Source organism: Paracoccus sp. (in: a-proteobacteria) (genome assembly GCF_047973135.1).
Lineage (GTDB): Bacteria > Pseudomonadota > Alphaproteobacteria > Rhodobacterales > Rhodobacteraceae > Paracoccus.
Window position 1 is genome coordinate 18,617 of the sequence record NZ_JBKEBL010000068.1, and the last position, 26,429, is coordinate 45,045.

The following is a 26,429-nucleotide window of genomic DNA, read 5'->3' on the forward strand; positions in this document are numbered from 1 at the left end:
CATTCACATGACGGTCAGCCTGCTTCAGCGGATTTTGCAAGAACGCGATGACATGCGCCCTGCGGAACGGCGGGTTGCCGATTTCGTCAGCCGGTCGCCCTCGGATGTCATCCACATGAGCATGGCTCGCCTGTCCGAGGCGTGTTCAGCCAGCGATCCCACGATCATGCGCTTTTGCCGGCGTTTCGGGTTCGAGGGGTATCAGGATTTCAAGCTGAATCTGGCGCAAAGCCTGGTCCCCTCGGCACCCTTCGCCTATGAACAGATCATCCCGCAGGACGGGATCGACAATATCGTGCGCAAGACCTGCCGCAATTCGCTGAACGCCATTCAGCGGCTGGCCGAAGATCTGGACCCGGATCAGGTCGCACAGGTTGCCGCGCTGTTGGCCAGGGCGCATTGGATTGGCATTTTCGCCACCGGCATTTCCGAGGTGAACGCCCTTGATGCCGAGCACAAGTTTCAGCGGCTGGCGCTGCGCTGTCAGGCGCTGATCGGGCGGAAAAAGCAGGATATGCATGCCCGCAATGCTCGCAAGGGCGAGGTTATGCTGATCTTTTCGCAATCGGGCCACACGCGCCAGATGGTCGAGATCGCAAAGGCTGCGCGGGCGGGGGGCGCGAAGGTCGCGGCCGTCGCTGCCGATGACAGCCCGCTTTCCGCCGTGGCGGACGCGCTGATCGCCGTGCGCCCCTATGACCACACCGAACTGATGACGCCGCTGGCCTCGCGTCTGAACCATCATCTTGTGACCAACATGCTGGTGACGGCCATCGCGATTGCGCGCGGCAGTGAATTTCCGGATCAGTTGCCGGCGCTGGATAGCTGGCTGACCGACAAGATCTGAAACATGTAACGGTGCCTGTTCGCACCGAAGGAGGCAGAATGAACCAGCAGGACGAGGCAAAGAAGATTGCCGGACGCCGCGTAATCGCGGAATTTGTCAGGGACGGGATGAAGCTGGGGCTAGGCTCGGGGACGACCTCGCATTTCTTTGTGCGCGAACTGGGCAGGCATGTGGCCGATGGATTGCGGCTGACCTGCACGGCAACCTCGCGTTCGACGATTGCCGTCGCGCAAGAATCCGGGATCACGATCACCGACCCGAATGACATGGACGAGCTGGACCTGACCATTGACGGCCCCGATGAAATTGATCGCCGGTTCAACATGATCAAGGGCGGCGGGGCCTGCCTGCTGTGGGAAAAAATCGTTGCGCATGCGTCAGCGCGGATGATCTGCATCTGCGACGAAACCAAGATCGTCGATTGTCTGGGGGCGTTTCCCCTGCCGGTCGAGGTGGTGCAGTTCGGCTGGATCCAGACCCGGCGCATGGTCGCGCAGGTTCTGGCGCAGCACGGCATTGATGACGTCACCATCCGGCGGCGGATGCGCGACGACGCGCCTGTCGTGACTGACAGCGGGAACTTTATCCTTGATTGCCAATGCGTCGCGATACCCGATCCCGCACCGCTGGAAACCGAACTGAACCGCATTCCCGGCGTCGTCGAGAACGGCCTGTTCACGCGCGAGGCGGTGGGGATGGTCGTCGGCTGTTTTGACGGCACATCCTATGTGAAAATGCGCTAATATAGCAAAACTTCAAATTTGGGCCGTTCCGTTCTTTTGTTCTGCGGAAAAAATTCGTCATATATCGGGAAATTCCGCATTCTTATCCATCAGGGAAAGGTGCAGACGGGTTGACCGAATCGCTTGATGTAGTATCACTATATTTGTGAGTGCAAGGGAGGATGCCATGGACGACAAGATGAAACTGGACCGCCGAAGCCTGTTGGCCGGGGGGGCCGCGCTTGGGCTGGGGACGATGACCGGGGGCGCGTCATGGGCGCAGGACCGGCTTGCCATTCCTTATTCGAACAAGAGCCTCGATTTCTATTTCTTCGTTATCCAGGAAGAGGCCGTAAAGCGCGCGGTTCAGGCAAATTCGGGTGAATTTCAGGCGACCAACGCCAATTTCGACAACACCCGCCAGCTTGAACAATGGCAAAGCCTGCTGTTGTCGCGGCCCTCGGCGATCATCTCGGATCCGATCGACAGTCAGGCCATCGTCTCGGCGATCCGGCGCTATAACCGCCAGAACATTCCCGTGGGCATCATCGACACGCCTGCCGATGGCGGCGATGTCGCGATCACGGTCAGTTTTGACAATTTTCAGGGCGGCGTCATGGCGGCCGAGGAAATCATCAAACGCCTGACCGAAAAGCATGGCAGCCCGCGTGGAACGGTGCTGAACTGTTATGGTGCGCTGGCATCCGTCGCCTGGCGGTTGCGCAAGGAAGGTATGGATTCCGTCTTTGCGCAGCATCCTGACATCAATTATCTGGCCCGCCCGACCGAGGGGCAACTGGACCAGATGCTGTCCGTCACGCTGTCCACCCTGTCGGAATATCCCGATCTGGACGCGGTGCATGCACCTTCGGACACGCCCTCGCGCGGGATTGTTACGGCCTTGCAGCAAAAGGGCCGCTGGAAAAAGGTCGGCGAGGAGGGCCATGTCATTTTCGTCAATATCGACGGAGAGCCGGTCGCCCTGAACTGGATCAAGGAAGGCTATATGGATGCCTGCGTCTCGCAGGATCCGATCGCCTATGGCGAGATCGCCGTGCAACTGATCGTCGATCACGCGCTGAAAGGCGAGGCGGTGCCGCTTGGAACCTATCAGAACGACAAGTATTTCTGGGAAACCGGAGAGATTGTCGATGGCACGACCGGCCCGACGCTGATCATCCCGCCCTTTGTGATCGATGGCGAAAATGCCGATGACCCGCGCCACTGGGGCTTTGTCGCCGAAAACGACTGGGGCATTCCCTATAGCTGATCCCCTGACCCGGCCGGTGCCTTCCCGCCCCGGCCGGACCCGCCACGCAAGAGGGTCTGATGACAAAACCCCAAGCCCCGCAGACACAGCCGCAATCCGACACGATTTTGCGGATCGACAACCTGTCCAAACATTACGGCCCGATCAAGGCCCTGCGCGGTGTCTCGCTGGACATCCGGCGCGGCTCGATCCACGGGCTGCTGGGCGAAAACGGCGCCGGGAAGTCGACGCTGGTGGGGGCGATTTCCGGGCAGGTGCAGCCGACCTCGGGCCGGATCATCATGAATGGCCAGCCCCTGCACCATGTCGATGTCAAGGAAATGGAAGAGGCGGGCGTTTTTCTGGTCACGCAGGAACCAATGATCATCGACCAGCTCAGCGCCGCCGAAAACCTGATGCTGGGAATCTGGCCAAGCGCGGGCGGGTTCGTGAACTGGAAGGCGCTTGGCAGCGATGCGGCGCGGATGCTGGAGGGGTCAGGCATCGACCCGCGCAGGCAGGCGGGCAAGCTTGACGCCGTCGCCCGCCGCAAGCTGAACATCCTGCGGGCCATGTTCTCAGGCGGCAAGGTGATCATCCTTGACGAACCGACCGCCGCGCTGACCGTCGCCGACCGGGTTCAGCTTTTCGATTTCATGCGCCGCCTCAGGGCCGCGGGTGTCACCTTCATCTTCATCTCGCATTACAATGACGAGATCCTGGAAATCTGCGATGCCGTCACGGTCCTGCGCGACGGCGCGCTGGCCGGAGGGTCCGGCGATGTTGCCAACATGACCGCGAAAGAGCTGACAGAGCTGGTGCTGGGCCGCGACCTGACCCTGTTTCAGCGCAAGCGCAGGGACCACAGCGGCCAGCCTGTCGCCGTCGGCCTGCGCGACATCAGCGGCGAAAATCTGCGGGTTGACCGGCTGGACATCGCGGCGGGCGAGATCGTCGGCTTTACCGGTCTGCCGGGGGCTGGCGCAAAGGAACTGGCGCGGGCGATCTTTGGGCTTTACCCGGTGTCGCGGGGCAATCTGCGGCTGGCCGATGGCGCGGACCGCGCGCTGCCCCGAAACCCGCGCGACGCCTTTGACGCGGGCATCGCCTTTCTGTCCGATGACCGGCGCAGCGACGGCGCGGTGGGGCAGATGTCCATCGGGGCGAATATCGCCATGTCTTCGTTGCAGGCACGCGCAAAGCTGGGCTTTATCGACTTTGCCGACGAGGCGCGCGTCGTTGACCGGTATTTCAGCGCCATGGACATCAAGGCCCCCAGTGCCGCCTATGCGGTCGATACGCTTAGCGGCGGCAATCAGCAAAAGGTCTGTCTGGGGCGCGTCCTTGCCACCCGGCCGCGCCTGCTGATCGTGGACGAGCCGACGCGCGGTATTGACGTCGGGGTCAAGCAGGATGTGCTGCGCATTCTGGATGAACTCAGCGATACGGGCGTCGCCGTGATCGTCGTATCGACGGATACCGACGAACTGGTGCGTGCGGTGGATCGGGTCTGCGTTTTCGATCACGGGCAGATCAGGGAAACATTGACGCAAGACGACATCACGGTCGAACGTTTGCGCGCCTCGGTGCAGTCCTGACGGATGCCGGGCAAACAGGAGTATTGAACATGAGCAATGCAACCGCCCGGTCCGGCGCCGACCCGGTCAGCGCGAAAAGCGGCATCGACGGTCATGCGATCCTTGGCTGGGTTCTGAACAATGTCGTATGGATCTGGCTGATCGCGCTGGTCTTTCTGTTCGGTGCCTTCAATGAATATTTCCTGACCGTCTTTAACCTTCAGAACGTGATGGTGCAGGCGACGGTGCTGGGGATGCTGGGCCTTGCCGTGGCGCTGCCGCTGATGGTGGCCGAGATCGACCTGTCGATCCCCGCGAATGCAGGCTTTTCCGCCGCTGTCGGGGCGCTGGCCTATTCAGATCTGGGCCTGCCCTGGTTCATCGCCATGCTGATCGGGCTGTGCGCCTCGACGCTGATCGGCCTGTTCAACGGCTGGTGCATTACCCGGCTGAAGATGGTGTCCCTGATCGAGACCCTGTCGATGATGATCATTCTGGAAGGCGCGCTTCTGGCGCTGACGCAGGGCAAGACGCTGACCAACATGTCGGACGGCTATGTCTGGATCGGGCAGGCGACACTGCCGGGCGGCTGGCCGGTCATGCCGCTGGTCTTTGTGCTGGCGCTGACGGTGATCGGGATCATTCTCAGCCGGACGGTTCTGGGCCGGTCGGTCTATGCCGTCGGAGGCAACCCCGTTGCCTCGAAATCGGCAGGCATCCGGGTCGAGCGTGTCAAGATCGCGACCTATGGCATCGCTGGTTTTCTGGCGGGTCTGGCGGGCTATCTGCTGGCGTCGTGGCAGATGGCAATCACCTCGAACCAGGGGTCCAGCTATCTGCTTTACGCCATTGCCGCGCCGATCATCGGCGGGGTCAGCGTCTTTGGCGGGCGTGGCAATGTGCGCGGCGTTCTGGGCGGTGTGCTGCTGCTGACGGTGATTCAGGTCGGGCTTGCCATTGTGAACGTGCCGTCATTCTATGTCGGGATGATCGGCGGGGTGATGATCTTTATCGCCGTGGCCATCGACGCCTTCCGGGTCCGCTATTTCGGATAGGCCGCCGCCTGCGGGATCGTCCTATCGTTCGAAGGGCTCGCCCAGAGATGCCACGCCGTTCACCTTGAGCAGCCGCTTGTTGGCCGAGATGATCCCCAGCACGACGATCGTCACGATCTGCGGCAGGCTGGCCAGGAATTGCGAGTTCAGGTTGACCCCCGCCGCCTGTGCCGCGTATTGCGCCAGCGACACGGCTCCGAACAGGACCGCGCCGAACAGCACGCGCCCGGTCATCCATGTGGCAAAAACCACCAGCGCAAGGGCGATCCAGCCGCGCCCGGCGATCATCCCGTCCGCCCAAAGCGGGGTGTAAACCGTCGAGGCATAGGCCCCCGCGAACCCGGCCATCAGCCCGCCGAACGCGACCGCCGCCATGCGGATCGCGACGACGTGATAGCCGATGGCATGGGCGGCATGGGGGTTTTCGCCCACCGCGCGGATCACGAGGCCCAGTCTGGAAAAGCGCAGCACCGCCCAGATTGCCAGCGTCGCAAGCAAGCCCAGCCATACCACTGCGTCCTGCGTGAACAGCCCGCCGATCACCGGCAGGTCGGACAGCCCCGGCAGATGAATCTTTGGCAGCGGCTGCACGGTGCGGCTTTCATAATTCTTGCCGGTCAGCGACGACAGGCCCATGCCAAGGATCCCGATGGCCAGCCCGGCGGCGACCTGATTGGCGCGCAGGTTCAGCGCCAGCCAGCCAAAAACCAGCGCCAGCAGCGCCCCCGCGATGCCCGCCACCAGAAACCCGACGCCATGGCCCCAGCCATTCGCGACCACGACGAACCCCGCCGCCGCGCCAAGCGCCATCATCCCCTCGATCCCAAGGTTCAGCACGCCGCTGCGTTCGACGATCAGTTCACCCAGAGCGGCCAGCAGAAAGGGCATCGCCGCTGCCATCATGCCTGCCAGAATGAAGGTCAGCGCGCTCATGTTTCGTCCTCATGGCGCAGACGCTCGGGGCGATAGCGCACCAGCGTCAGCGCCGCCAGATAGGCAACCAGCAGACTGCCCTGAAACACGTTCACCGCCGCCGAGGGCAGCCCTGCCGAGGCCAGCGCATTGTCTCCGCCGATATACAGCGCTGCGACCAGCAGGGATGAAAACAGGATGCCGATGGGGTTCAGGCCGCCCAGATAGGCGACGATGATCGCGGCATAGCCGTAGCCCGTCGCAATGGATCGCTGCAACTGCCCGATCGGCCCGGCGACCTCGGCAGCGCCCGCGATGCCGGCGGCGCAACCGCCGATCAGCATCGACAGCCAGATCGCGCGGTTCTGCGAAAAACCCGCATAGGCGGCGGCCTGCGGCGCAAGCCCTCCGGCCAGCAATTGATAGCCGATGAAACTGCGCTGGATGAACAGCCAAGCGGCAAGGCTGAAGGCCAGCGCGATCAGCAGCGACAGATTGACCCGCGTGCCGGAAAACAGCAGCGGCACCATGGCATCGGGCTGAAACATCACGGTCTGCGGAAAGTTGAACCCCATGGGATCCTTCCACGGGCCGACCAGCAGGTAATTCAGCAGGTTGACCGCGATCAGGCTCATCATCAATGTCACAAGAATTTCCGACGCGTTCAGCCGGATCCGCCAGAAGGCCGGCAGAACCGCCCACAGCGTGCCGCCCACCGCCCCCAGAATCAGCATCAGCGGCCAGACCCACGGCCCCGCCGCCTGAGGAAACCAGACCGGTATCGCCGAGGCGAAGATCGCGCCCAGAACGAACTGCCCCTCGGCACCGATATTGATGACCTTGGCGCGAAACCCGATGGCCAGCCCCTGCGCGATCAGCAGTAGCGGCGTCATCTTCAGCAGCACTTCGGAAAATGAGGACCATGACACGAAGGGTTCGATCAGCAGCGCATGGAAAATCCGACCCGCATCCTTGCCCATCGCGCGATACAGGATCAGGTTCACCACGATGGCCGCAACAACCGCCGCCACCGGCGCGCCGATGGTCCAGCCCCGCGCGGCGGTCTGCCGGCGCACCAGCCGGTATCTGGGCAAGGCAAGGCTCATGCATCCTCCTGACGCGGGGTTTCGGCGCCCAGCATATGGCGCCCGACATCCTCGACGGTGATGTCGGCGACTTTCAGTGCGGGCGACAGCGTGCCCTTGCGGATCACATGCAGGCGGTCACAGATTTCGAACAGCTCCTCTATCTCTTCCGAGATGACCAGAATGCCGACGCCACGATTCCGCAGATCGACCAGGCGTTGCCGGATGGCGATGGCCGCGCCGATATCGACGCCCCATGTAGGCTGCGCGACGAACAGGATTTTCGGCTCCAGCAGGATTTCGCGCCCGACGATCAGCTTTTGCAGATTGCCGCCCGACAGCGCGCCCGCCTCGATCTGCGGGCCGGGGGTGCGCACGTCAAATTCGTCGATGCAGGTGCGGGTAAAGCTGCTTTCCCGCGCCCGGTCGATCAGGCCGCGCCGCACCAGCCCCAGTCGATGCGCGGTCAGCAGGCTGTTATCGGCCAGCGCCATTTCCGGCACCGCGCCCCGGCCAAGGCGTTCTTCGGGGACAAAGGCAAAGCCCAGCTTGCGCCGTGCTGCCGCGCCCAGATTGCCGACACCTTGCCCCATCATGAGGATGTCATCGGCCGCGGCATGGCTGCGCCGCGTCTCGCCCGAGATGAGGCGGGTCAGTTCGGCCTGCCCGTTCCCGGACACTCCGGCAATTCCCAGTATTTCCCCGGCATGAAGCCTCAGGCTGACCCGCGACAGGGCGACGGCATAGGGGTCATCGGGGCGATGGTCCAGCCCGGCCAGTTCCAGCACGACTTTGCCGGGGGCATGGGTCGCTGCGGGTCTGGTTTCGGGCATGTCCCGCCCGATCATCATCCGCGCCAGCGCGTGTTCGTCATGCTCGCGCGGGTCGATGCTGCCGGTCACGGCACCATCGCGAAGGATCGTCGCCCGGTCGCAGATGGCGCGGATTTCGTCCAGCTTGTGCGAGATGAACAGGATCGAAATTCCCCCGTCGCGCAGCCTGCGCAGGGTTTGGAACAGGCGCGTGACCGATTGCGGTGGCAGGACCGAGGTTGGTTCGTCAAGGATCAGCAACTTTGGGTCGGTCATCAGGCTGCGAATGATCTCGACCCGCTGGCGTTCGCCCACCGACAGGGCGTGGACATGGGCCAGCGGATCGACCTCCAGCCCGAACCCGGTGCCCAGATCGCGGATGCGCGCGGCCAGATCCGCCTTGCGGCCCGGCACGATCAGCGCGATGTTTTCAACGACGGTCAGCGTCTCGAACAGCGAAAAATGCTGAAAGACCATGCCAATGCCCTGACGCCGCGCATCCGAGGGGGATGACAGGTGCAGCGCTGCGCCCTGCCAGCGCATATGCCCGGCATCGGGGATTTCGACGCCATAGATCAGCTTCATCAGGGTGGATTTTCCGGCCCCGTTTTCCCCCAGTATCGCGTGGATCGAGCCTTGGGCGACGTCAAGATCTATGGCCCGGTTGGCGTGAACCGGACCATAGCTTTTGCTCAGCCCCCGAAGCGACAGCAGCGGTGTGGACATCGGCTTATTTCGGCAGGGGTGTCGTGACCCCCTTGACGTGCCAGTCCATCGCGACGATGGCGGCATCTTCCATCGTGGTGCCTGCCGGCACGCCCTCGGTTCCGTCCTGTTTCAGGATCGGCCCGGCATAGGGCGAAAAGCTGCCTGCCATGATCGCGGTCTGAACCTCGTCCATCTTCGCCTTGATCTCGGGCGGAATGTCGGGGCTGACATCAACCAGTTCGACCACCTTGTCGGCCATGCCAAGGAAGGCGTTATAGCCCTTGAACGTGCCATTCAGATGCGCGTCGAACGAGGCGGTGAAGAACGGCGACCAATCGGTCCTGACGCAGCCCAGATATTTCGTCGGGGCGTATTTCTGCATGGAAGAGTTAAGATTGAACACATAGGCGCCCGCGTCCTCGCAGACCGACACCACCGAAGGCGTGTCCTGTGCGTTGGAAAACACCGCGTCGCAGCCGCTGGCCAGCAGCGCCTTTGCCGCCTCTTGTTCGCCTGCGGGGTCGAACCAGCTATTGACCCACACGACCGAGACCTCGGCCGCCGGGTTCACCGCCTGCGCCCCAAGCGCGAAAGCATTGATCGTGGTGATCAGTTCGGGGATCGCAAAGGCCGAAACCGACCCCAGCTTGCCGGTTTTCGACAGCGCGGCGGCGGCCATGCCCATCAGATAGCTGCCCTCGAAATACCGCGCGGCGAAGGGGGTGAAATTCGGCGCGACCATGAAGCCCGAGGCATGCAGTACCGATACATCGGGATTGCGCCGGGCAATCTGCAATGCGCCGTTCTGATAGCCAAAAGAACCCGCCACCAGGAACTTGCAGCCATCGGCCACGACCTTGTTCATGATCCGGTCGGCATCGGGGCCTTCGGCGATGTTTTCCAGGATCTGGATGTTCACCTTGTCGCCATGGGCGGCCCTGATCGGTTCCAGCCCGTCGGCCAGCGCGCGGCTCCAGCCGACATCGCCCACGGGCGACGGCACCACCAGCGCGACGGTCAGCGCCTCGTCCTGCGCCAGCGCGATGCGTGGGGCCAGCGCGGCACCTGCGGCAAAGGCGGAAGCCGTGCCAAGAAACGTGCGGCGGTTAAGATCATCGGGCATATGCGTCTCCTGTTGAATGCCGGAAATCGACCTTGGCCAGTGCTGCTTCGGCGCTGGCCATCATTGCGGCCTCGTCAAGGCCGGGAAAGCTGCCATCGGCCCAGACGATCCGGCCGTTGACCATTGTCAGATCGGTGGGCATGCCGATGCCCACGCGGGGGATCAGGCTGGCGGGATCGTGGCGGGTGCCGACATAATCCATGCGGCGGCTGTCTATGGCGAACAGATCGGCGGCCATGCCCGGTTGCAGCCGCCCGATATCGCCACGCCCCAGCAGCGACGCGCCGCCTTCGGTGCCATACAGCAGAAATTCGGCCGGTGCCGGAACCGGATGCGCATGGGTCCGGGCGACAAGGCATTGCAGCATATAGGCCGAATGCAGGCAGTGCATCAGGTTGGAATTGTCGTTCGAGGCCGCCCCGTCGCAGCCCAGGCCGATCCTGACACCATGCGCCGCCATTGCCGGGATCGGCGTCACCTCGGCCCCGACCAGATAGACCGGTTCGGGGCAATGGGCGACGCCGGTGCCGCTGGCCGCCAGTTGCCGCAGCTCGGCATCGGTCAGTTCCCAGCAATGGGCGTAAAAGGTATCCGGGCCGCAAAAGCCCATATCTTCCAGATAATCGACGGTGCGTTTGCCATGGCGGGCGCGGATGACCTCGCTTTCGCCCTCGCCGACATGGGAATGCAGCATCGCGCCATGATCGCGCGCCAGCGCCATCGCCTCGGTAAATGTCTCGCGGTAGCAATTCACCGGCTGGCAGGGCGAGGGCACCACCTGCCGCATCGAAAACGGTGCCGGGTCATGGTATTCGTTCAGCAGGCGTTCGCAATCGGCGATGAATTGATCCGTTGTCTCAAGCATCTCGTCAGGGATGGTCGAGCCTTCGGATTTCGGCAGCGTATTGGTGCCGCGCCCGACGTGAAAGCGCAGGCCAATTTTCTCTGCCGCCTCGAATTGCCGGTCTACGATGCGCTTTCCGGCCTTGCGCGGGAAACAATACTGGTGATCAAAGGCCGTCGTGCAGCCATGTTTCGCCAGTTCCGCCAGCGCGGTCAGAGAGGCGTGGTAAAAGCTGTCCTCGTCAAGCTGCGCGAAAACAGGATAGATCCGGTCAAGCCATTCGATCACCGACAATCTGGTCCAGTCCAGATCGGCGCGGTTGCGCACGAAGCACTGAAAGAAATGGTGATGCGTGTTCACAAGACCGGGATAAAGAAACCAGCCCGCCGCGTCGATCACCTGCGTGCCCGGCGGCGCGGTCAGACCCGGCCCGATGGCCCGGATCGCCGGGCCATCGGTCAGCAGATCGGCATCGCGCAGCACCTGAATGCCGCTGTCCGTTCCGGTGACGATGGCCGCGCAGCCCCTGAACAGACAGCCGGTCATCCCTTGTCCCCCGCAACGGCGGGTTCGGGCTGCAATTCGTGCAGGCGGTGGATGCCGGGCATTTCGACAAAGCCCGGCAGGCTGCGGATCGCCCGCATCCACAGCCGGATCGAGGGATAGGGGTCAAGGCTGATTCCGCCATCCGGGGCCAGCGCCACATAGGGAAAGCAGGCGATGTCGGCGATGGTCGGGTGCGGACCGGTCAGATAGGTCCGGTCATCGATCCTGGCCTCGGCCAGCTCGGCCTCAACTTCCCGCAGGGCCAGTGTGGCGGCGGCACGCAGCGCGCCAATATCGCCTGGCACAAGCAGCATGTCATGCAGCCGCGCCGCCCCGGCGCTGCGGGTCAGCCGCCCCGAAAAGGCCAGCCACTGTTCGACCTTGGCGCGGGTCTCGGGCGCTTCGCCGCCCAGCCATTCCGGGGCAAAGCGCGCGGCCAGATAGGTCAGGATCGCCGTGGATTCGGTCAGCACCAGATCGCCATCGGTCAGCACCGGGATGGTGCCCGCCGGGTTCAGCGACAGGATCGCCTCGGTCCGCTGTTCGGCACCGGGATGGAAATCCACGGGCCGCAGGCTTAACGGCACACCGGCCAGCGCCGCCATCAGCCGCACCCGATAGCAAGAGGGCGACAGGATATAGTCGTACAGGATCATGCCGCCACCAGTTGCGCGCCATAGGTAAAGCCATGCCGTTTCAGCCAGCGGCGATAGGCAACCGAGGTCATGTCGGCCCGCGTCGGTGCCTCCATCCCTGGATCCAGCGGCAACAGCGCCGGGATCTGGTTCTCAAGGATGGACCGGTCCTGAAGAAAGATCATCTGCTGGAAATGAATAAGGTCGGTGGTCGTGCTGGTATCGTCGAACAGCGCCATCCACGGCCAGACATCGCACAGGGTTTCGGTCAACGGCTGCACGAACAGCGTGATCACGTCCCATTCGCCGGGGCGGGGCGGACAGGTCTTGTACAGGACCGAACAGGTCGGCGCGGGCACGCGATACATGTAATCGGTGACGATGCCGCCTTGCGCGGAATGCGCGGCCTGCGGCTGAAAGAACCGGACCTTCGTGGCCCAGACCTCGTCGCTGTCCTCGCGGATCTCGACCTTGTAGCGTTCGACCTCGGTATGCGGTTCTGCCCCCAGAACATCGGTATGCACAAAGGGGAAATGCGCGATGTCCAGAAAATTCTCGACCGCCCGCAGCGGTGAACAGCGCACCCGCACGACCCCCACATCCACCAGATGCCGACCCGGCTGATCGGCCTCGGGGATGGTGAAAAGATCGCGCGCGGGCTGGCCGGTCGATGTCCAGACATGGCCGAATCTTTCGATGACCGGCAGCGCCCGCCCGGCCTCGTCACGCACGATCGCATGGCCATCCGCGCCGCTGGCGACGGTGATCGGCTGGTCGAACAGCCGGGTCTGGCGGCCCTGTCCGCTCAGCCGTGACAGCAGGCCGACCGGATACCAGTGGTCGCGCATCGGGTTCGGTGTGGCGGTCATGTGGAAACCCCTGTTGCAGTGGCGGCCTCGCAGGCGCGGCGCAGGGTCTCGGCCGCGCGGGACAGGGCCTTGCGTTGCGGCGCGCCGATGCCCTCGGGCACCAGCAGATAAACCCCGCTGCACGCGCCGCCGGATCGCGATTGCACAAGCAGCAGGCAGTCTTGACCGGCCAGCGCCAGCCTCAGCACCCGGCCGCCAGCCTGCCCTAGATGCGCGGCGACCGCATCGGGTCCGGCGCGAAACTCCAGCACGCGCAGCGCGGTCAGTCCGGGAAATCCGGGCACCGGCCCGCTGGCCTGCGGCCCGTCCGCAACCCAGATCACGCCCGCGCTTTCAGCGGCGGCAAAGCCGGGCACGCAGATCGTGTCAGGGGGCGCAAGCTCGGGATGGGCCGGAATGCGGCGGCACCTGCCTGCCTGATCATAGCTCCAGCCGTGATAGATACAGGACAGGGCCTCGCCCCGCACAAAGCCGTGTGACAGGCGCATGCCGCGATGCGGGCAACGGTCGTCCCATGCCGCGATGCGCCCCGATGCGGACCGCCAGATCGCCAGATCGCGCCCGCCCGAATGTCCGGGGGCTGCGGTGCCGGCGGGAATATCGCGGGACAAGGCGACCGGAGTCCATGTATTCTCTGGGGAACGAGGCATAGCTGGCAAGTCGGCTCCGCATTATCGCGCAAATCGCAGGGAAGCACCGGGTGCGCAAGGATGTCACGCGGAATCGACGCTTTCCCCACAGCCCCGATGCAGGTGCCTTCCATCTATGCATTCTGTTTGAAGTTACCGCAATCAGGAAATTGCTCCGGGTCGTCTGCTTGTGTTCCCCCGAGGGATCGGCACCCGCGCGACTTCATCGACCCAGACTTCGATCGGCCCCAGCAGACAGCCCATCTCCATCGCGTCCAGCAGCACCGGCGGCCCCGCGATTTCCATTGTCAGACTTGCGCCCTGCCGGTCCAGGATACGGGTCGCCAGCCCCAGCTTGCCAGCATGGCGCAACAACCACGGAACCAGAGTTTCCGCCGCCAGTTGCCCCGTCAATATGAACCTTTCGGTCGTCATGCCCGCCCCGCGATCCCAGAAGCCGCCCGACAGATAACCCGAAAAGCCGCCGGTTTCGATCCTGAAACGACCCTGCTGGTTCTGCCCGATATCTGCACCGCGCCTGCCCCGGTTTCGTGCCGTTACAGGACGTGCTGCCGGTCGGCGTCCTCGTCTTGCCCGGCACCGTCATTCATGGCCCCCCGCCGCAGGCATTTGCAGGGGGTCCGGGGGGCGCACAGCCCCCCCGGCCACCGCGGGACGCAATCCTTGCAGCGCTGATGTCACGCAACGCAGGATAGCGGGGCACAGCCTGTGCCGCCGCGCCACTGTTGCGCGCGGAATCAAAGCAACGCGCGCGGGTGTTGCGAGCGGTCTGGATGTTGGCGCGGCTTGCGGTGGGTGGGGCGCTGCTGCTATCGTGCGGGCTGGCAGACCGATGCGCCGGTGGTGCTCGGGTTCGGGGCTTGCAATGCCCCTTGCTCTCCGTCAGGGGTTTGCCGCGAAGACGATTGGCGGCGCGTCCCCGACGCGCCTGACCCCGTTCTTCCGGAACCCTTTCAACCGGCTGATGAGGTTTGCCATGAAGCTGTTCTCCCGCCTGTTCCTGTCCGCCATGGCGCTTGTTGCGCTGATGGGTGCTGCCCATGCGCAGGATACGCTGTATTTCTCGGCCATTCCCGACGAGGACGAGACCCGTCTGGCCGAACGGTTCGGCAAGGTCGCCGGTTATCTGTCCGAACAGCTTGGCGTCCAGGTCGAGTTCGTGCCGGTGAAATCCTATCCCGCCGCCGTTACCGCCTTTCGCAACGATCAGGTGCAACTGGCGTGGTTCGGGGGGCTGTCGGGTGTTCAGGCGCGGCTGCTGGTGCCTGATGCCCGCGCCATTGCGCAGGGGGCCGAGGATCGCGAATTTGTCACCTATTTCATCGCCAATACGGATACCGGGCTTACCGAATCTGCGGATTTCCCGCAGGCCGCGCGGGGCATGTCCTTTACCTTCGGGGCCAAGACCTCGACATCGGGGCGGCTGATGCCGGAATTTTACATCCGAGAGGCTACGGGCGCGGCCCCCGAACGGTTTTTCGACCGTGTGGGCTTTTCCGGCGATCACAGCCAGACGCTGCGGCTGGTCGCCTCGGGTGCGTGGCAGGTGGGGGCGCTGAATTTCGCCGTTTACGATCAGGCCGTGGCCGATGGCGCGCCCGAGGTCGAGACGGCAAAGGTCATCTGGAAGACGCCGTCCTATCCCGATTACAACTGGACGATCAGGGGCGATGTGGATGCCCGCTGGGGCGAGGGTTTCGCCGACAGGGTGCAGGCCGCGCTGGTGGGCATGACCGATCCCGAATTGCTGGCGGCTTTCCCGCGTTCGGCCTTTATCCCGGCCACGAATGACGATTATGCGCCCATCGAAAGGGTTGGCCGCGAACTGGGCCAGCTGGAGTAAGCCTTGCAGCTACTTGAGGCCGCTGATCTGGGCTATGACGCCGTGCCGGTCCTGCGCGGCATCAGCCTGACTGTCGAACCCGGCCAGCGCGTTGCGTTGCTGGGGCGCAGCGGGGCGGGCAAGTCCACGCTGCTGGCAGCGATCCGGCAGGCGCTGCTGGATCAGGGGCGGCGGGTGGCGCTGGTGCCGCAGGATCACGCGCTGGTCCCGCAGCTTTCGACGCTGAAGAACGTGCTGATGGGGCGGCTGGACGATCATGGCGCGGTCTATAACCTGACGACGCTGATCCGGCCCCGCCGGGCGGATCGCGACGCCGCGCGCGCGGTGCTGGATCGCGTCGGCTTGCTGGCCGAAGCCGACCGGGCGGTCGAAAGCCTGTCGGGCGGGCAGAAACAGCGGGTGGCGCTGGCCCGCGCGCTTTATCGCGGCGGCGAGGTTCTGGTCGCGGACGAGCCGCTATCCGCCGTCGATCCGGCGCTGGCCGGGACGTTGGCCGGGGTAATTCGCGACGCGTTTCCGACCGCCATTCTGGCACTGCACGATGTAGGTATCGCCCTTGGCTTTGCGACCCGCCTGATCGGGCTGAAGGACGGAGGGATCGCACTGGACGCGCCGCCGACAGCCCCCTTGCCCAGAATCGAGGCGCTTTATGCGTGCTGACCGTCTGTCGCGCAGGGGCGTCGTCATGGGGTTTCTGGCGGTGGCGGTGCTGTGCCTGCCCTTCGCCGATCTGCAAACCGCCGGACATGATCCCTGGGCGGTGCTGGCGCGGATGGGCGCGGGCTTTCTGCGGCCCGATTTCGGTGCGGTGGAACAGATCGGTCGCGCGCTTGCCCTGACGCTTGCCTTTGCCATCGCGGGCGTTGCGGCGGGTGCGGCGGCGGGGCTGCTGATGGCCCCCTTCTATCGTTTTCGCGCGGTGCGCTGGACCGCGATTGCGCTGCGATCCGTGCACGAACTGTTCTGGGCGCTGATGCTGATGCAGGTCATGGGCATCGGTGTGGCGACCGGCGTTCTGGCCATTGCGCTGCCCTATGCCGGGATCTTCGCCAAGGTTCTGTCCGAAATTCTGGACGAGGCCGACCCGCGCCCGTCCGACTGGCTGGGGCCGCACGTCGATGCGGTCAGCCGGTTCCTGTGGGCGCGCGTGCCGCTGGCCAGGGCGCAGATGGTGAACTATGCCCTTTATCGGCTGGAATGCGGACTGCGATCCTCGGCGGTGCTGGGGTTTATCGGGCTGCCGACACTGGGGTTCCAGTTGGACAGCTTTTTCAAACAGGGCGACTATGGCGCGGCCAGCGCGATCATGCTGGTCTATATCGGGCTGATCGCCTCGGTCCGGCTGTGGATGCGACCGCGAGCGGTGATGATATGGCTGGCGGCGGCGGCGGCGGTGCTGGCGCAGGTGACGACGCCGCCGATGGGATCGGGCGCGCTGTGGCGCTTTCTGACGCAGGACGTTGTTCCCGCACCGCTGCGGCAGGGCGATCCGGCGGGGCTGTGGCCGTGGCTGGCCGATCTGGCCCGTGACGCGATCTTGCCGGGGCTGCTGGCGACCATGGTCGTCGCGCAACTGGCGCTGATCCTGACGGGTCTTGTGGCCTTTTTCGGGCAGGCGCTGATCGTGCCGCGCGTGACGGGGCGGGCCGGTGCGATAGCGGGTCATCTGGGGCTGGTGGTGCTGCGCAGTTTTCCCGAATACATGCTGGCCTATCTGTTCCTTCAGATCTTCGGCCCCTCGATGCTGCCCGCCATTCTTGCGCTGGGGCTGCATAATGGGGCGATCATCGCGCATCTGCTGGGCCGGCAGGCGGGCAGCCTGACCCTGCGCGCCGATGCCCCGCGCGGGCTGACCCTGTGGGGATGGGAGGTGGTGCCGCGCCTGTTCGGCCAGTTCGTCGCGCTGTGTCTTTACCGGTGGGAGATCATCATTCGCGAAAGCGCGATCATGGGCATTCTGGGCATAGCGACCCTGGGGTTCTTTCTTGACGATGCCATCGGCGAATTGCGGCTGGACCGTGCCGCAGCGATCCTGATCGCCACCGGGATCGTGACCATCGCCATCGACGCCCTTTCCCGCGCGCTGCGCGCCCGTCTGGGGGCCGCGCGACTGCGCGCACCCGGTCGCGCGGCCCCGTTGCCCGCGCGCGGGGATGCCCCCGTCACCACGGCCCGCCTCTGATCGCCGCCCCTGATCCCGGCACGGGGCGCGCAGGCCGCTGAAAAGCCGGAAAAGGCGGCTTTCAGCGGTTTTCACCCAAATGGGTGAACCCTCGCGGTCGAGTTTCAGGCACAAGATTTGCATGACACCGGACGGATGCGCGGCACCTGCGTCCTGCGCTTGGTGGAAAATTCTTCCCGTGTCTTTCTGGATTGATATTGCGAATTTGGAGGATAACCATGAATACGGGAAATAACGACAGGCCATCTGTCGAAAACCCCGGCGCAAGCGACGGTCAGCATCCGCAGGATGACGCCGCGCCTCCGGTTGATGGCCCCGAGGATCCGAGCAGCGCCGCAGGCGAATTTGAAACGCTTGGTATCGAGGCGGAACAGCAAGCCGTTCTTGACGAGGCGGGCGTGTCCCGCGACCTGATCGACCTTCGGGACGCGGTCGAGGCGACGCTGCTCAAGGCTTCGGGGGTGTTTGAGGCCGCTTCGGTCGAGAGTGTCGGATCAAGGGGTGTCGTGGGTGTCGGTATCGGTCTTGGCGATCCGGATGATATGGCTTTCGAAGGCATGCCGCCGGGGGAACCGGTCCTGACGCTGTTCACCGAAAGCAAGATGACGCATGACGCCCTGATGGGGCAACTGGCCGAAAGCGCGGGAACCCGCGCCCTGTCCTCGGTGCCGGTTCAGCAGGTTCCGGTCGGTTCGGTCGATGCCCTTTCGCACCGGGCGCGCCACCGCCCCGCGCCGGGGGGCGTGTCGGTCGGTCATGTGAACGTCACCGCTGGCACGCTGGGCAGCCGCGCGATCGGACTGACCGCGCCCTGGACCAACCGCCACCTGATCCTCAGCAACAACCACGTCCTTGCCAACTCGAACGACGCGCGGGTCGGCGACAGCATTATCCAGCCCGGCCGGGCCGATGGCGGCAGCCACCCCAACGACCAGATCGCGGTACTGGCCCGTTGGGTGCCGATCAACTTTGGCGGAGCGGCGAATTATCTGGATTGTGCCTATGGCTGGGCCTGGCACCAGCGCATCCGCGGCGAGCAATATTACCTGTCCCGCGGCAGACCGGCGGTCTATCGCACCGGGACCGTGCCGATTGCGGCCGCGCTTGGCATGACGGTCGGCAAAAGCGGCCGGACGACGGGGCTGACCATGGGCCGCGTGACCCAGATCGGCGTGTCGGTGAACGTCAATTACGGCGGCGGGCGCGTCGCCCTGTTCCGCAACCAGATGGCAATCCGGTCGATCAGCAGCTCCCCGTTCTCGGCGGGCGGCGATTCCGGTTCTGTGATCTGGCAATGGGCGCGGGGGCTTCGGCCGGTCGGCTTGTTATTTGCCGGCGGTGGCGGAACGACTTTTGCCAACCCCATCGGCAGCGTGCTTGCCGCGCTGAACATCCGTCTGCTTCCGTAATGACGGACCGGCCGATCTTCACACAGGTCGGCCGGTCATGTATCCTGTCAGGGGTGTAAAATGAGAAGGAAGCGTCATGGGTGATCACATCAGCAACCCCGGCCCGGACTTCTCGGGCAGCGGTCCCGTTGACTATGTCCCGACCGGGACCGTTACCGCAGAAACCGGAAATCCCCTTCCCGAGGCCGCCGAGGCACAGCTTTTGTCGCTGCCCGGCGTGGTGTCGGTGGGTGTCGGCTATGGCCCGGCGGGCGGTGCCGCGCTGGTGGTCGGGGTGGTGGATGCCGGCGTCGCCGCGCGACTGCCGCAGCAGATCGGCGGCTTGTCGGTAATCACGACCGTCATCGGAGAGGTTGACGCGCTTAAGGGTCGCTGAACCCGACAAAAGCAGCGAATTGCTTTGCAGCGGAGGCCAACCCGGCTTTCCGTACGATGCTGCACGGCTTGTAACAGGTTCCTGGTGAAGGTGTGACGTGTTTTTAGCGCATTCCGCGTAGAATGGATCGGAGACCAGCACGATGAATGAACTTCTGAACGGGCTGAGCAACTGGCTTGGCCGCTTTTTCCGGCGCAATCCGCAGCTATGGCAGGCCATTTTGCTCATTGGCTGGCTTAAGAAATGGCTGAACCGCAAGCTGATAGAGCGTTGTGCCGGGCGCGGTTTTCCAAGGCCGCGCCCCTTTTCGTTGCGCCAGCCCTTTACAAGCTGGCCGGCTTTGACCGACCAGACCTATACGGGCCGTCAGCTTGCCGAAGACCCGGTCATCCGTGACCGCCCCGACACGGCCGATCTGATGCCGCTGTTCCGGCGCGAGGGGAACGAAATCCCGTCGCAGGATACAAGCGTCCTTTTTGCCTATTTTGCGCAGTGGTTTACCGACAGCTTTATCCGCACCAGACCGGAAACCTCGCCGGAAGCATGGCGGCGCAACAGCTCGAACCACGAAATCGACCTGTGCCAGATCTATGGCCTCACCGAAGAAGCCACGACGAAATTGCGGTCGGGGAAAGGCGGGCGGCTGAAATCCGAGACCGGCGCCGATGGCGAAGAATATCCGCCACGCCTTTTTGCGCAGGGCGTGACGCACGAAAAGCTTGTTTTCTCGGATCCTGAATTTGCCGAGTTGCACAGCCCCGAACGGCTTGCCGCCACAATCGCCCGCGTGCCCGATGCCGGGTTGCCGACGCTTTTCGCCACCGGGCTGGAACAGGGCAATGCGACGCCGGGCAATATCGTGCTGAACATCGTGTTCCTGCGTGCGCATAACCACGTCGCGGACAGGCTGGCCTCTGCCTATCCCGACTGGAAGGACGAGCAGATTTTCCAGACGGCGCGCAATGTGATGGTCGCCCTTCTGCTGAAAATCGTGCTGCGCGAATATATCGCCCATATCGCGACGCTGGACTTCCCCTTTGATCTTGATCCCGAGGTTGGCGAACGCTCGGGGTGGAAACGCGCGAACTGGATCGGGATCGAGTTCGGCATCCTCTATCGCTGGCACAGCCTAGTCCCCGACTTTCTGCGCATCGGACAGAGCCGGATCCCCATGGCTGAAACCCTGTCCAACCCCGGACTTGTCACCGGGCTGGGGCTTGGGGCCCTGATCGACGCCGCGTCACGGCAACGGGCGGGGCGGATCGGGTTGCACAACACCCCTGCAATATTCACCCAGCCGCGCCCGATATGGCTTGACGGTGAACTGGTGCAGCTTTCCGTCCAGCAGAAAACCGTCGAGATGACGCGGCGTGCGAAGATCAGGCCCTATAACGCCTATCGCAAAGCCTTTGGCATGGCGCCGGTCCGCTCGTTCGAGGCGCTGACCGGCGAGGCGCAGACCGCCAGCGAACTTGCCGCGCTGTACCGGTCGGTCGAAGATCTTGACTGGTATGTCGGATTGCTGGCCGAGGCGCATGAAGAAGGTGCCATGATGGGAGATTTGATGTGCCGCATGGTTGCCTTTGATGCCTTTACCCATATCTTCGGAAATCCGTTGCTTGCGAAAGGCGTGTTCAACGAGACGACATTTTCGAAAACCGGTTGGGACATCATCCATTCGACCGACAGCTTCAGCCAGATCGTCGCATGGACGGTCCGCAACCCGGAGCGTGTGGCCGTTTCGTTCAAGGCTCTGGACGGCACGGCCCAAGCCGAATCCGGCACGCTTTCGACTGCCGTGGCTCAGGCCCATCCTGCATAATGGTCCAGCACGTCGCCAAAATCGTCGATGAAATGGCGATAGGGGCGCGGCAATGTCTTGAAGGGCAGGTCAAGGGATTCGGCAAGATCACGAATGCGATCAAGGGGCTGAAAGGGGAAATCTGCGTTTTGCAGGATGATCGCGCGGACGGGGGTGGCGCGCTGATACAGCGTGGTCCAGGGGATCGTCAGGCAGGTGCAGTCCCGCCAGACCCCCCGCGCCCGCGCCTGCATGACATCGGCAAGGTTCGGCTGGATGAAATCGTGAAAAAACCGTTCCTCGCGTTCGCCATTGGCACCCTGATGGCCGGTAAGCTGGTCAAGCTCGGTGATGTTTCCGGCCGCTGCCGCCCGGCGCGAGGCATAGCGGCTGATCAGCGCGCAGGTTCGCGGCGCGAAAAGCGCGGCCAGAGAACCGGCGCGGTACATGCCCGGCGGAAACTGCATGGCGTCGTGCCGCGACAGGATCGGCGGATAGACGTTCAGCCCCACCAGGAACCGCGCGCGGGCCGGTTCTCGGCGGCACAGGGAATGAGCAAGACCAAAGCCCGTGCCAAAGGCCAGCATATGACATGCATCGATGCCAAGCTGGTCCATCAGCTCGGCATAATCGTCCAGATGGTCCTCGAACAGTTGCATCTGCGTGCGGCGGTTGACACTTGACGGCCCAAAGCCCGCGCGTGCGGGCGAGATCACGCGCAGCCCGGCCTGCGCGAATTGTGCCACCACGGCTTGCGGCCAGCGGCAAGACCCGGAAAAATCATGAAAGAACAGCACATTCTTGCCATTGGGCGCGCCGGTCCGGTTGTAATACAGCACCCGCCCGTCGCGAAGGCGGACCGAGTCAAGCGCCGTTTCCGCCCGCCGCGCGGTCCCCGGACCGGCGGCGCGCGCGATCGAATTGATGGCGGCAGAGATCTCGTTCTGGCGTGAAAAGCCAAGCTTGGCGGCGATGGATTTGGTCTGCGAACGGATCGTCTCGACGGATTTTCCGGTCTCGGCAGCAAGGGCTTTCAGCGCCTGCCCCGACACCAGCCCCCGCAGCACCTGCATTTCCGACGCGCTGATCCGGAACTGCGAGATCAGCAACGTCTCGACCTCGACGGCAAGATCATTGGTCAGCCGGAACACCCGGACCCGGTCGCCCACCCGCCGCGCCAGATGCAGGGCAAGCGCGCCGGAATCCCCGGTTTCGGCGCGAATGACGGCCCGCGTCTCGGGCTGGTGCCCGTCGATCAGCGCAAACAGACGGCGCTGGTCATCGGCGGGAACACGGTCCAGAAAGGCCCGGATCTCGGGCGTGTCCACCTTGCGCGGGGTTATCTCAAGCCCGCCGCCGTCATTCGGTGAGCCGCCCGGATCAGAGAACAGCAGACTGGCGGCCTTGCGCCAGATCGTTTCCGAATGCTGTTCCAGCGCTACAACGGTCGAGGTATCGGACCGTTCGGCAAGCAGCGTTTCCAGCTCGTGCGTCAGATCGCGATACCTTTCGGGCACGATGGCACATTCGTACAGACCCAACAGAGCCCTGGTCAGATCAGCCTCGGCCGATGCGCTCAATACCTGTTTCATCGAACTGAAAACTCGGGTTGCCGGGGACAAGGATAAACCAGATTGTCTGAAATGCGTAGCCGATTCCGCATACAGGCCGCCGCTTGCACAAGGGGCACGGCCCCGATCACCGGCAAAGCGGATATGCGACATTTTTTCCCGTACAAACATAGGCATGTAACGTGCTCATCATATTGGTAATTGTCAGAACCGCGTCAATCGTCATAAATCTCCACAGCGATTCAGCCTTGGCTGCGCAAATTATTTTTTTAGCGAACTTACCAAGGTTATTATGAAATACAGACCAGAGGTTGACGGACTCAGGACGATTGCAGTTCTTCCCGTTGTGTTCTTTCATGCATCCGTCGGTCCCTTTCATGGTGGGTTCTCCGGGGTTGATATTTTCTTTGTGATTTCCGGATACCTGATCACGTCATTGCTTGTCGGGGATATTGACGCTGGCAGGTTCAGCATTCCTGATTTCTATGAAAGACGGGCGCGGCGTATTCTTCCAGCACTTTTTCTGGTTCTCGCGGCAAGCAGCTTTTTCGGGTACAGGTTCATGTACCCGCTTGAGTTGAACGAATTTTCGCAAAGCCTCGTGGCGACTGTTCTGTTTTCCTCGAACATATTCTTTTGGCTGAAAAGCGACTATTTCTCGACTGCCGCCGAACTCAAGCCGCTGCTGCACACCTGGAGTCTTGCCGTAGAAGAGCAATATTACCTGTTTTTCCCGCCCCTGCTGTTCCTGATCTGGAGGGGGGCGGGCCGATACCTGCGGACCATGTCAGTTCTTGGCGTGATCACCTTGTCAAGCTTTGTCGCCTGCATGATCCTGAGCGGAAGCTGGGCCAACGCGGCATTCTATCTGCTGCCCCTGCGCGCGTGGGAATTGCTGACCGGTGCGATTTGCGCCATTATCCTGACCCGCAAAAGCATTCGCCCCAATAGCCTTGCAACGGCTCTGGGTCTGGCGATGATTGCGGTGGCGCTGCTGTTCGCGCGTCAGGATAGCTGGCCCTCGTGGCAAACGTTGCTTCCAACGCTTGGAACCGGCCTTGTCATTCTTTTCGCATCCAGAGACAGCGGGCCGGGACGCCTTCTTGCCACTGCGCCGATGGTCTGGGTCGGCCTGATCAGCTATAGCCTTTATTTGTGGCACCAGCCGCTGTTTGCATTCGCACGCCTGCGCCTTATGGACGACTTGTCCGCTGGCTTCAGGCTGGGGCTTGTCGCTGTGGCGATTCTTCTTGCCTGGCTTACATGGAGGCTGGTTGAACAGCCGTTCCGCGCCAAAGGTCCAGCGGGTTTTGTCGTCGGTCGAAAGCCGCTTGCGTTAATGATCGGCACGACCGCAGCGGTCGCCCTGCTGATGGGGGCATGGGGGATGTCCGTGATGGTTTTCCTGATCGTCTGGCGCCATCCGGCCTTACCTTCAGCCAGATCAACCACAATCTTGCCGGATTGCGTGCCGACACCCCGCCTTGTGACCTCGACCTGTCCCTTCGCGCGGTTCCTGACGCGCCTCTGCCGGAATGTGTGTTTCCGGCACAGCAATCATCTGCGCCCCGTCATGCGATCCTGCTGGGTGACAGCCACGCAACCGTCATGACTTCGGAGATTGTTGCGCGTCTGACAGCATCCGGGTATATCACGTCCGTTGCAACCTTTGGTGGATGTATTCCTTTTCCGGGCTATCGAACCAGTTCCAGGGATTGTAACGCTGCCAATACCGCCATGTATAATCACGTGGCAGGGTCGCGCTATAACCTGATCGTTCTGGCCTTCCGGTCGCAACCTGTGCTGGATAATGATTACAAACTTATCGCGGCCCCGGATACGGGTGTTCCATCTGACAGCCCCGTTGATGCGCAACGCATCATCCGCACGGGGTTGAAGCGGTTAATGAAAACCGGCGCGAAGGTTATTGTGTTCGAACCTGTTCCGGAAATGTCGAAAGATATTGGCTTCTTTGCCCGCAAGTATTTCGCGTATGATAAAGATCATGAGAAAATCAATATTTCTGCTCCCTTCGCGGATTATCTTGAACGCAGTCAAAAGATGCTGGGTATTCTTGAATCATTCAACGATCCAAACGTTGCGGTGATCAGGACCAGCAAGATCATGTGCGATGGAATCGATCTGGCGTGTCCCGGAATGGAGCTTGGGGTCGCGCTTTATGCTGACGATAATCACTTATCCCGGTTCGGGATTGCCAAGCTTTTCGCTGGCGTGGACAGAAGCCCGCCATGGTAAGCCAGTCCCGTCCACGCCGTCCGGCTTGACCGGGGTATATTTTATATCTAAACTATATTCTGGGATTGAAGGATCGGCGGGGCTAACCTGTTCGTGACAAAGCATTAAATCGTCTGGCCGCAACCAGCCGCCGCATGGCGGGACAGGTGCGGCGAACGGGAGCAAGGCTTGATGCGGATCTTCTGGCAGAGTTTCGTGGACCGGGATATCGGGGCGGACTACCTGAAACGGCTGACGGGTTATCTGAACGGGATCGCCGCCGAGGGCACCGAAGTCGTGGTCGAGGGCATGAGTCCACCGGACCGGGATTTCGGGCGGCTGGCCGAATTTCGCTGTGCGGCGCAGGCCATCCGCCGGGCATTGCAGATCCCGCCGGGTACCTGCGATGCCTATGTGATGGGCCATTTTCAGGATCCCGGCCTGTACGAGCTGCGCTCGGTTCTTGATATTCCGGTGATCGGCACCGGAGAGGCGACGATGCTGGCCGGCTCGACACTGGGACGGCGCATGGGGATCGTGACGCTGTCGCCAGAATTTACGCTCTGGCATCACGAGCAGGCAGACCGCTATGGGATGGGGCACCGGCTGGTCGGGGTAGAAACCGTCGAAAGCGATCCGCAGGAATTTAACGCCAGCTTTGCGGGCGATACCGGGGCCAGAAAGGCCCTGCTGGACAGGCTGCACGGGGCGGCGGACCGGCTGGTCGGGGCAGGGGCGGATGTGATCCTGACGGGCGGCGTGCTGCCGGGGCTGTTCGTGGCCGAGTTTCCGGGCATGACCGTCGGTCATGCTCCGGTCGTCAATTGTGCCTCGGTGGCGCTGAAATCCGCCGAGATGTGGGCGCAGTTGCGCAAGATCGACCAGCTTGGCCCAAGCCGCGGGCCTTCCTTTGCCACGCCTCGGGGGCAGGCGCAGCAGGATTTCCACAACATTTTTTCAACACCTGATAACGGAGTGTGAAGATGATCAAACCGGAAAAGGTTCTCTATACCGCCGAGGCACGGGTCTGGGGCGGGCGTGACGGCAAGGGCGAAACCGGCGACGGGCGGCTGTCGGTTGATCTGAGCATCCCCAGTGAACTTGGCGGGCCGGGCGGGGCGGGGACCAATCCCGAACAGCTTTTCGCCATGGGCTATGCGGCCTGCTTTCTTAGCGCGACCAAGCTTGTGGGGCGGCTGACCAAGGTGGCGCTGCCCGAAGATGCCAGCATCACCGCCATTGTCGGAACCGGTCGCGCGGGCGAGGCTTATGCCCTTGAAACCGAATTGCGGGTGTCATTGCCCGGTATGGACCGGGCGCAGGCCGAGGCGGTGGTGAAGGGCGCGCATGAACGCTGCCCCTATTCGAACGCGACGCG

General features: G+C 63.2%; 26 protein-coding genes. 15 read left to right on the forward strand and 11 right to left on the reverse strand.

The genetic code is table 11. The features are described from left to right. Positions 1-7 precede the first annotated feature (7 nt). From ACK5L9_RS05855 to ACK5L9_RS05875, 5 genes are all read left to right on the forward strand, one after another. Positions 8-847, forward strand: a complete 840-nt coding sequence (locus tag ACK5L9_RS05855) for a MurR/RpiR family transcriptional regulator (protein WP_416910523.1) — start codon at positions 8-10, stop codon at positions 845-847. A gap of 38 nt (positions 848-885) precedes the next feature. Then, positions 886-1,590 carry a ribose 5-phosphate isomerase A gene (gene rpiA / locus ACK5L9_RS05860; RefSeq protein ID WP_416910524.1) on the forward strand — a complete coding sequence of 235 codons (705 nt, stop codon included), beginning with the start codon at positions 886-888 and terminating at the stop codon, positions 1,588-1,590. Positions 1,591-1,756: 166 nt separating this feature from the next. Then, the gene (locus ACK5L9_RS05865; protein ID WP_416910525.1) at positions 1,757-2,839 is read left to right on the forward strand and encodes a sugar ABC transporter substrate-binding protein; all 1,083 of its coding nucleotides are present in this window, start codon (positions 1,757-1,759) and stop codon (positions 2,837-2,839) included. Between the two features lie 59 nt (positions 2,840-2,898). Next, positions 2,899-4,416 carry a sugar ABC transporter ATP-binding protein gene (locus ACK5L9_RS05870; protein ID WP_416910526.1) on the forward strand — a complete coding sequence of 506 codons (1,518 nt, stop codon included), beginning with the start codon at positions 2,899-2,901 and terminating at the stop codon, positions 4,414-4,416. Positions 4,417-4,445: 29 nt separating this feature from the next. Beyond that, positions 4,446-5,450, forward strand: coding sequence for an ABC transporter permease (locus tag ACK5L9_RS05875; RefSeq protein WP_416910527.1), 1,005 nt, complete (start codon positions 4,446-4,448; stop codon positions 5,448-5,450). A 21-nt stretch (positions 5,451-5,471) separates the two neighbouring features. Here the strand turns inward: ACK5L9_RS05875 and ACK5L9_RS05880 are convergent, their stop codons facing one another. The 9 genes from ACK5L9_RS05880 to ACK5L9_RS05920 form a co-directional block, all read right to left on the reverse strand. Next, positions 5,472-6,383, reverse strand: coding sequence for an ABC transporter permease (locus ACK5L9_RS05880; protein ID WP_416910528.1), 912 nt, complete (start codon positions 6,381-6,383; stop codon positions 5,472-5,474). Next, complete coding sequence (locus tag ACK5L9_RS05885; RefSeq protein ID WP_416910530.1) at positions 6,380-7,468, reverse strand: ABC transporter permease; 1,089 nt, start codon at positions 7,466-7,468, stop codon at positions 6,380-6,382. Before ACK5L9_RS05885 ends, ACK5L9_RS05880 begins: the two co-directional genes overlap by 4 nt. Then, on the reverse strand, positions 7,465-8,985 hold the full coding sequence (locus tag ACK5L9_RS05890) for an ABC transporter ATP-binding protein (RefSeq protein ID WP_416910532.1): 1,521 nt from the start codon (positions 8,983-8,985) through the stop codon (positions 7,465-7,467). The genes ACK5L9_RS05885 and ACK5L9_RS05890 overlap by 4 nt, the downstream gene beginning before the upstream one ends. 4 nt (positions 8,986-8,989) lie before the next feature. After that, on the reverse strand, positions 8,990-10,090 hold the full coding sequence (locus ACK5L9_RS05895) for a BMP family ABC transporter substrate-binding protein (RefSeq protein ID WP_416910533.1): 1,101 nt from the start codon (positions 10,088-10,090) through the stop codon (positions 8,990-8,992). Next, on the reverse strand, positions 10,080-11,480 hold the full coding sequence (locus tag ACK5L9_RS05900) for an amidohydrolase (protein WP_416910534.1): 1,401 nt from the start codon (positions 11,478-11,480) through the stop codon (positions 10,080-10,082). The genes ACK5L9_RS05895 and ACK5L9_RS05900 overlap by 11 nt, the downstream gene beginning before the upstream one ends. Then, complete coding sequence (locus ACK5L9_RS05905) at positions 11,477-12,136, reverse strand: glutathione S-transferase family protein (protein WP_416910535.1); 660 nt, start codon at positions 12,134-12,136, stop codon at positions 11,477-11,479. The genes ACK5L9_RS05900 and ACK5L9_RS05905 overlap by 4 nt, the downstream gene beginning before the upstream one ends. Continuing rightward, entirely contained in the window at positions 12,133-12,984 is an 852-nt protein-coding gene (locus ACK5L9_RS05910; protein WP_416910536.1) for an aromatic ring-hydroxylating dioxygenase subunit alpha, read from the reverse strand. Before ACK5L9_RS05910 ends, ACK5L9_RS05905 begins: the two co-directional genes overlap by 4 nt. Beyond that, positions 12,981-13,634 carry a Rieske 2Fe-2S domain-containing protein gene (locus ACK5L9_RS05915; protein ID WP_416910537.1) on the reverse strand — a complete coding sequence of 218 codons (654 nt, stop codon included), beginning with the start codon at positions 13,632-13,634 and terminating at the stop codon, positions 12,981-12,983. The genes ACK5L9_RS05910 and ACK5L9_RS05915 overlap by 4 nt, the downstream gene beginning before the upstream one ends. Before the next feature lie 141 nt (positions 13,635-13,775). Next, the gene (locus tag ACK5L9_RS05920) at positions 13,776-14,048 is read right to left on the reverse strand and encodes an acylphosphatase (RefSeq protein ID WP_416910538.1); all 273 of its coding nucleotides are present in this window, start codon (positions 14,046-14,048) and stop codon (positions 13,776-13,778) included. 562 nt (positions 14,049-14,610) lie between these two features. Here ACK5L9_RS05920 and ACK5L9_RS05925 point away from each other — a divergent pair. From ACK5L9_RS05925 to ACK5L9_RS05950, 6 genes are all read left to right on the forward strand, one after another. Further along, positions 14,611-15,477, forward strand: a complete 867-nt coding sequence (locus tag ACK5L9_RS05925) for a putative selenate ABC transporter substrate-binding protein (protein WP_416910539.1) — start codon at positions 14,611-14,613, stop codon at positions 15,475-15,477. Between the two features lie 3 nt (positions 15,478-15,480). Next, the gene (locus tag ACK5L9_RS05930; RefSeq protein WP_416910540.1) at positions 15,481-16,137 is read left to right on the forward strand and encodes an ATP-binding cassette domain-containing protein; all 657 of its coding nucleotides are present in this window, start codon (positions 15,481-15,483) and stop codon (positions 16,135-16,137) included. Then, positions 16,127-17,659 carry a PhnE/PtxC family ABC transporter permease gene (locus ACK5L9_RS05935; protein WP_416910541.1) on the forward strand — a complete coding sequence of 511 codons (1,533 nt, stop codon included), beginning with the start codon at positions 16,127-16,129 and terminating at the stop codon, positions 17,657-17,659. The genes ACK5L9_RS05930 and ACK5L9_RS05935 overlap by 11 nt, the downstream gene beginning before the upstream one ends. A 218-nt stretch (positions 17,660-17,877) precedes the next feature. Then, a complete protein-coding gene (locus ACK5L9_RS05940; RefSeq protein WP_416910542.1) occupies positions 17,878-19,068 on the forward strand; it encodes a hypothetical protein in 1,191 nt (396 codons plus the stop codon). Positions 19,069-19,144: 76 nt separating this feature from the next. Then, on the forward strand, positions 19,145-19,444 hold the full coding sequence (locus ACK5L9_RS05945; protein ID WP_416910543.1) for a hypothetical protein: 300 nt from the start codon (positions 19,145-19,147) through the stop codon (positions 19,442-19,444). Positions 19,445-19,586: 142 nt separating this feature from the next. Next, positions 19,587-21,266: a peroxidase family protein gene (locus tag ACK5L9_RS05950; RefSeq protein WP_416910544.1), complete on the forward strand. Its 1,680-nt coding sequence runs from the start codon at positions 19,587-19,589 to the stop codon at positions 21,264-21,266. On the opposite strand, the gene ACK5L9_RS05955 is transcribed toward ACK5L9_RS05950, so the two are convergent. Together ACK5L9_RS05955 and ACK5L9_RS05960 are read right to left on the reverse strand one after the other, a co-directional pair. Beyond that, positions 21,248-22,825, reverse strand: a complete 1,578-nt coding sequence (locus ACK5L9_RS05955; RefSeq protein ID WP_416910545.1) for a hypothetical protein — start codon at positions 22,823-22,825, stop codon at positions 21,248-21,250. The genes ACK5L9_RS05950 and ACK5L9_RS05955 overlap by 19 nt on opposite strands. 118 nt (positions 22,826-22,943) lie before the next feature. Further along, on the reverse strand, positions 22,944-23,195 hold the full coding sequence (locus ACK5L9_RS05960; RefSeq protein WP_416910550.1) for a hypothetical protein: 252 nt from the start codon (positions 23,193-23,195) through the stop codon (positions 22,944-22,946). On the opposite strand from ACK5L9_RS05960, the gene ACK5L9_RS05965 reads away from it, so the two are divergent. The 4 genes from ACK5L9_RS05965 to ACK5L9_RS05980 form a co-directional block, all read left to right on the forward strand. Further along, positions 23,109-24,428 (forward strand): acyltransferase family protein, encoded by a 1,320-nt coding sequence (locus ACK5L9_RS05965; RefSeq protein WP_416910546.1) that lies wholly within the window; start codon positions 23,109-23,111, stop codon positions 24,426-24,428. The two genes, ACK5L9_RS05960 and ACK5L9_RS05965, sit on opposite strands and share 87 nt — an antisense overlap. Continuing rightward, positions 24,356-25,072 carry an SGNH hydrolase domain-containing protein gene (locus ACK5L9_RS05970; RefSeq protein ID WP_416910547.1) on the forward strand — a complete coding sequence of 239 codons (717 nt, stop codon included), beginning with the start codon at positions 24,356-24,358 and terminating at the stop codon, positions 25,070-25,072. The genes ACK5L9_RS05965 and ACK5L9_RS05970 overlap by 73 nt, the downstream gene beginning before the upstream one ends. A gap of 171 nt (positions 25,073-25,243) precedes the next feature. Further along, on the forward strand, positions 25,244-26,032 hold the full coding sequence (locus ACK5L9_RS05975) for an aspartate/glutamate racemase family protein (protein WP_416910548.1): 789 nt from the start codon (positions 25,244-25,246) through the stop codon (positions 26,030-26,032). Between the two features lie 2 nt (positions 26,033-26,034). Continuing rightward, the coding region (locus ACK5L9_RS05980) for an organic hydroperoxide resistance protein (protein ID WP_416910549.1) at positions 26,035-26,429 on the forward strand (395 nt) is incomplete at its 3' end.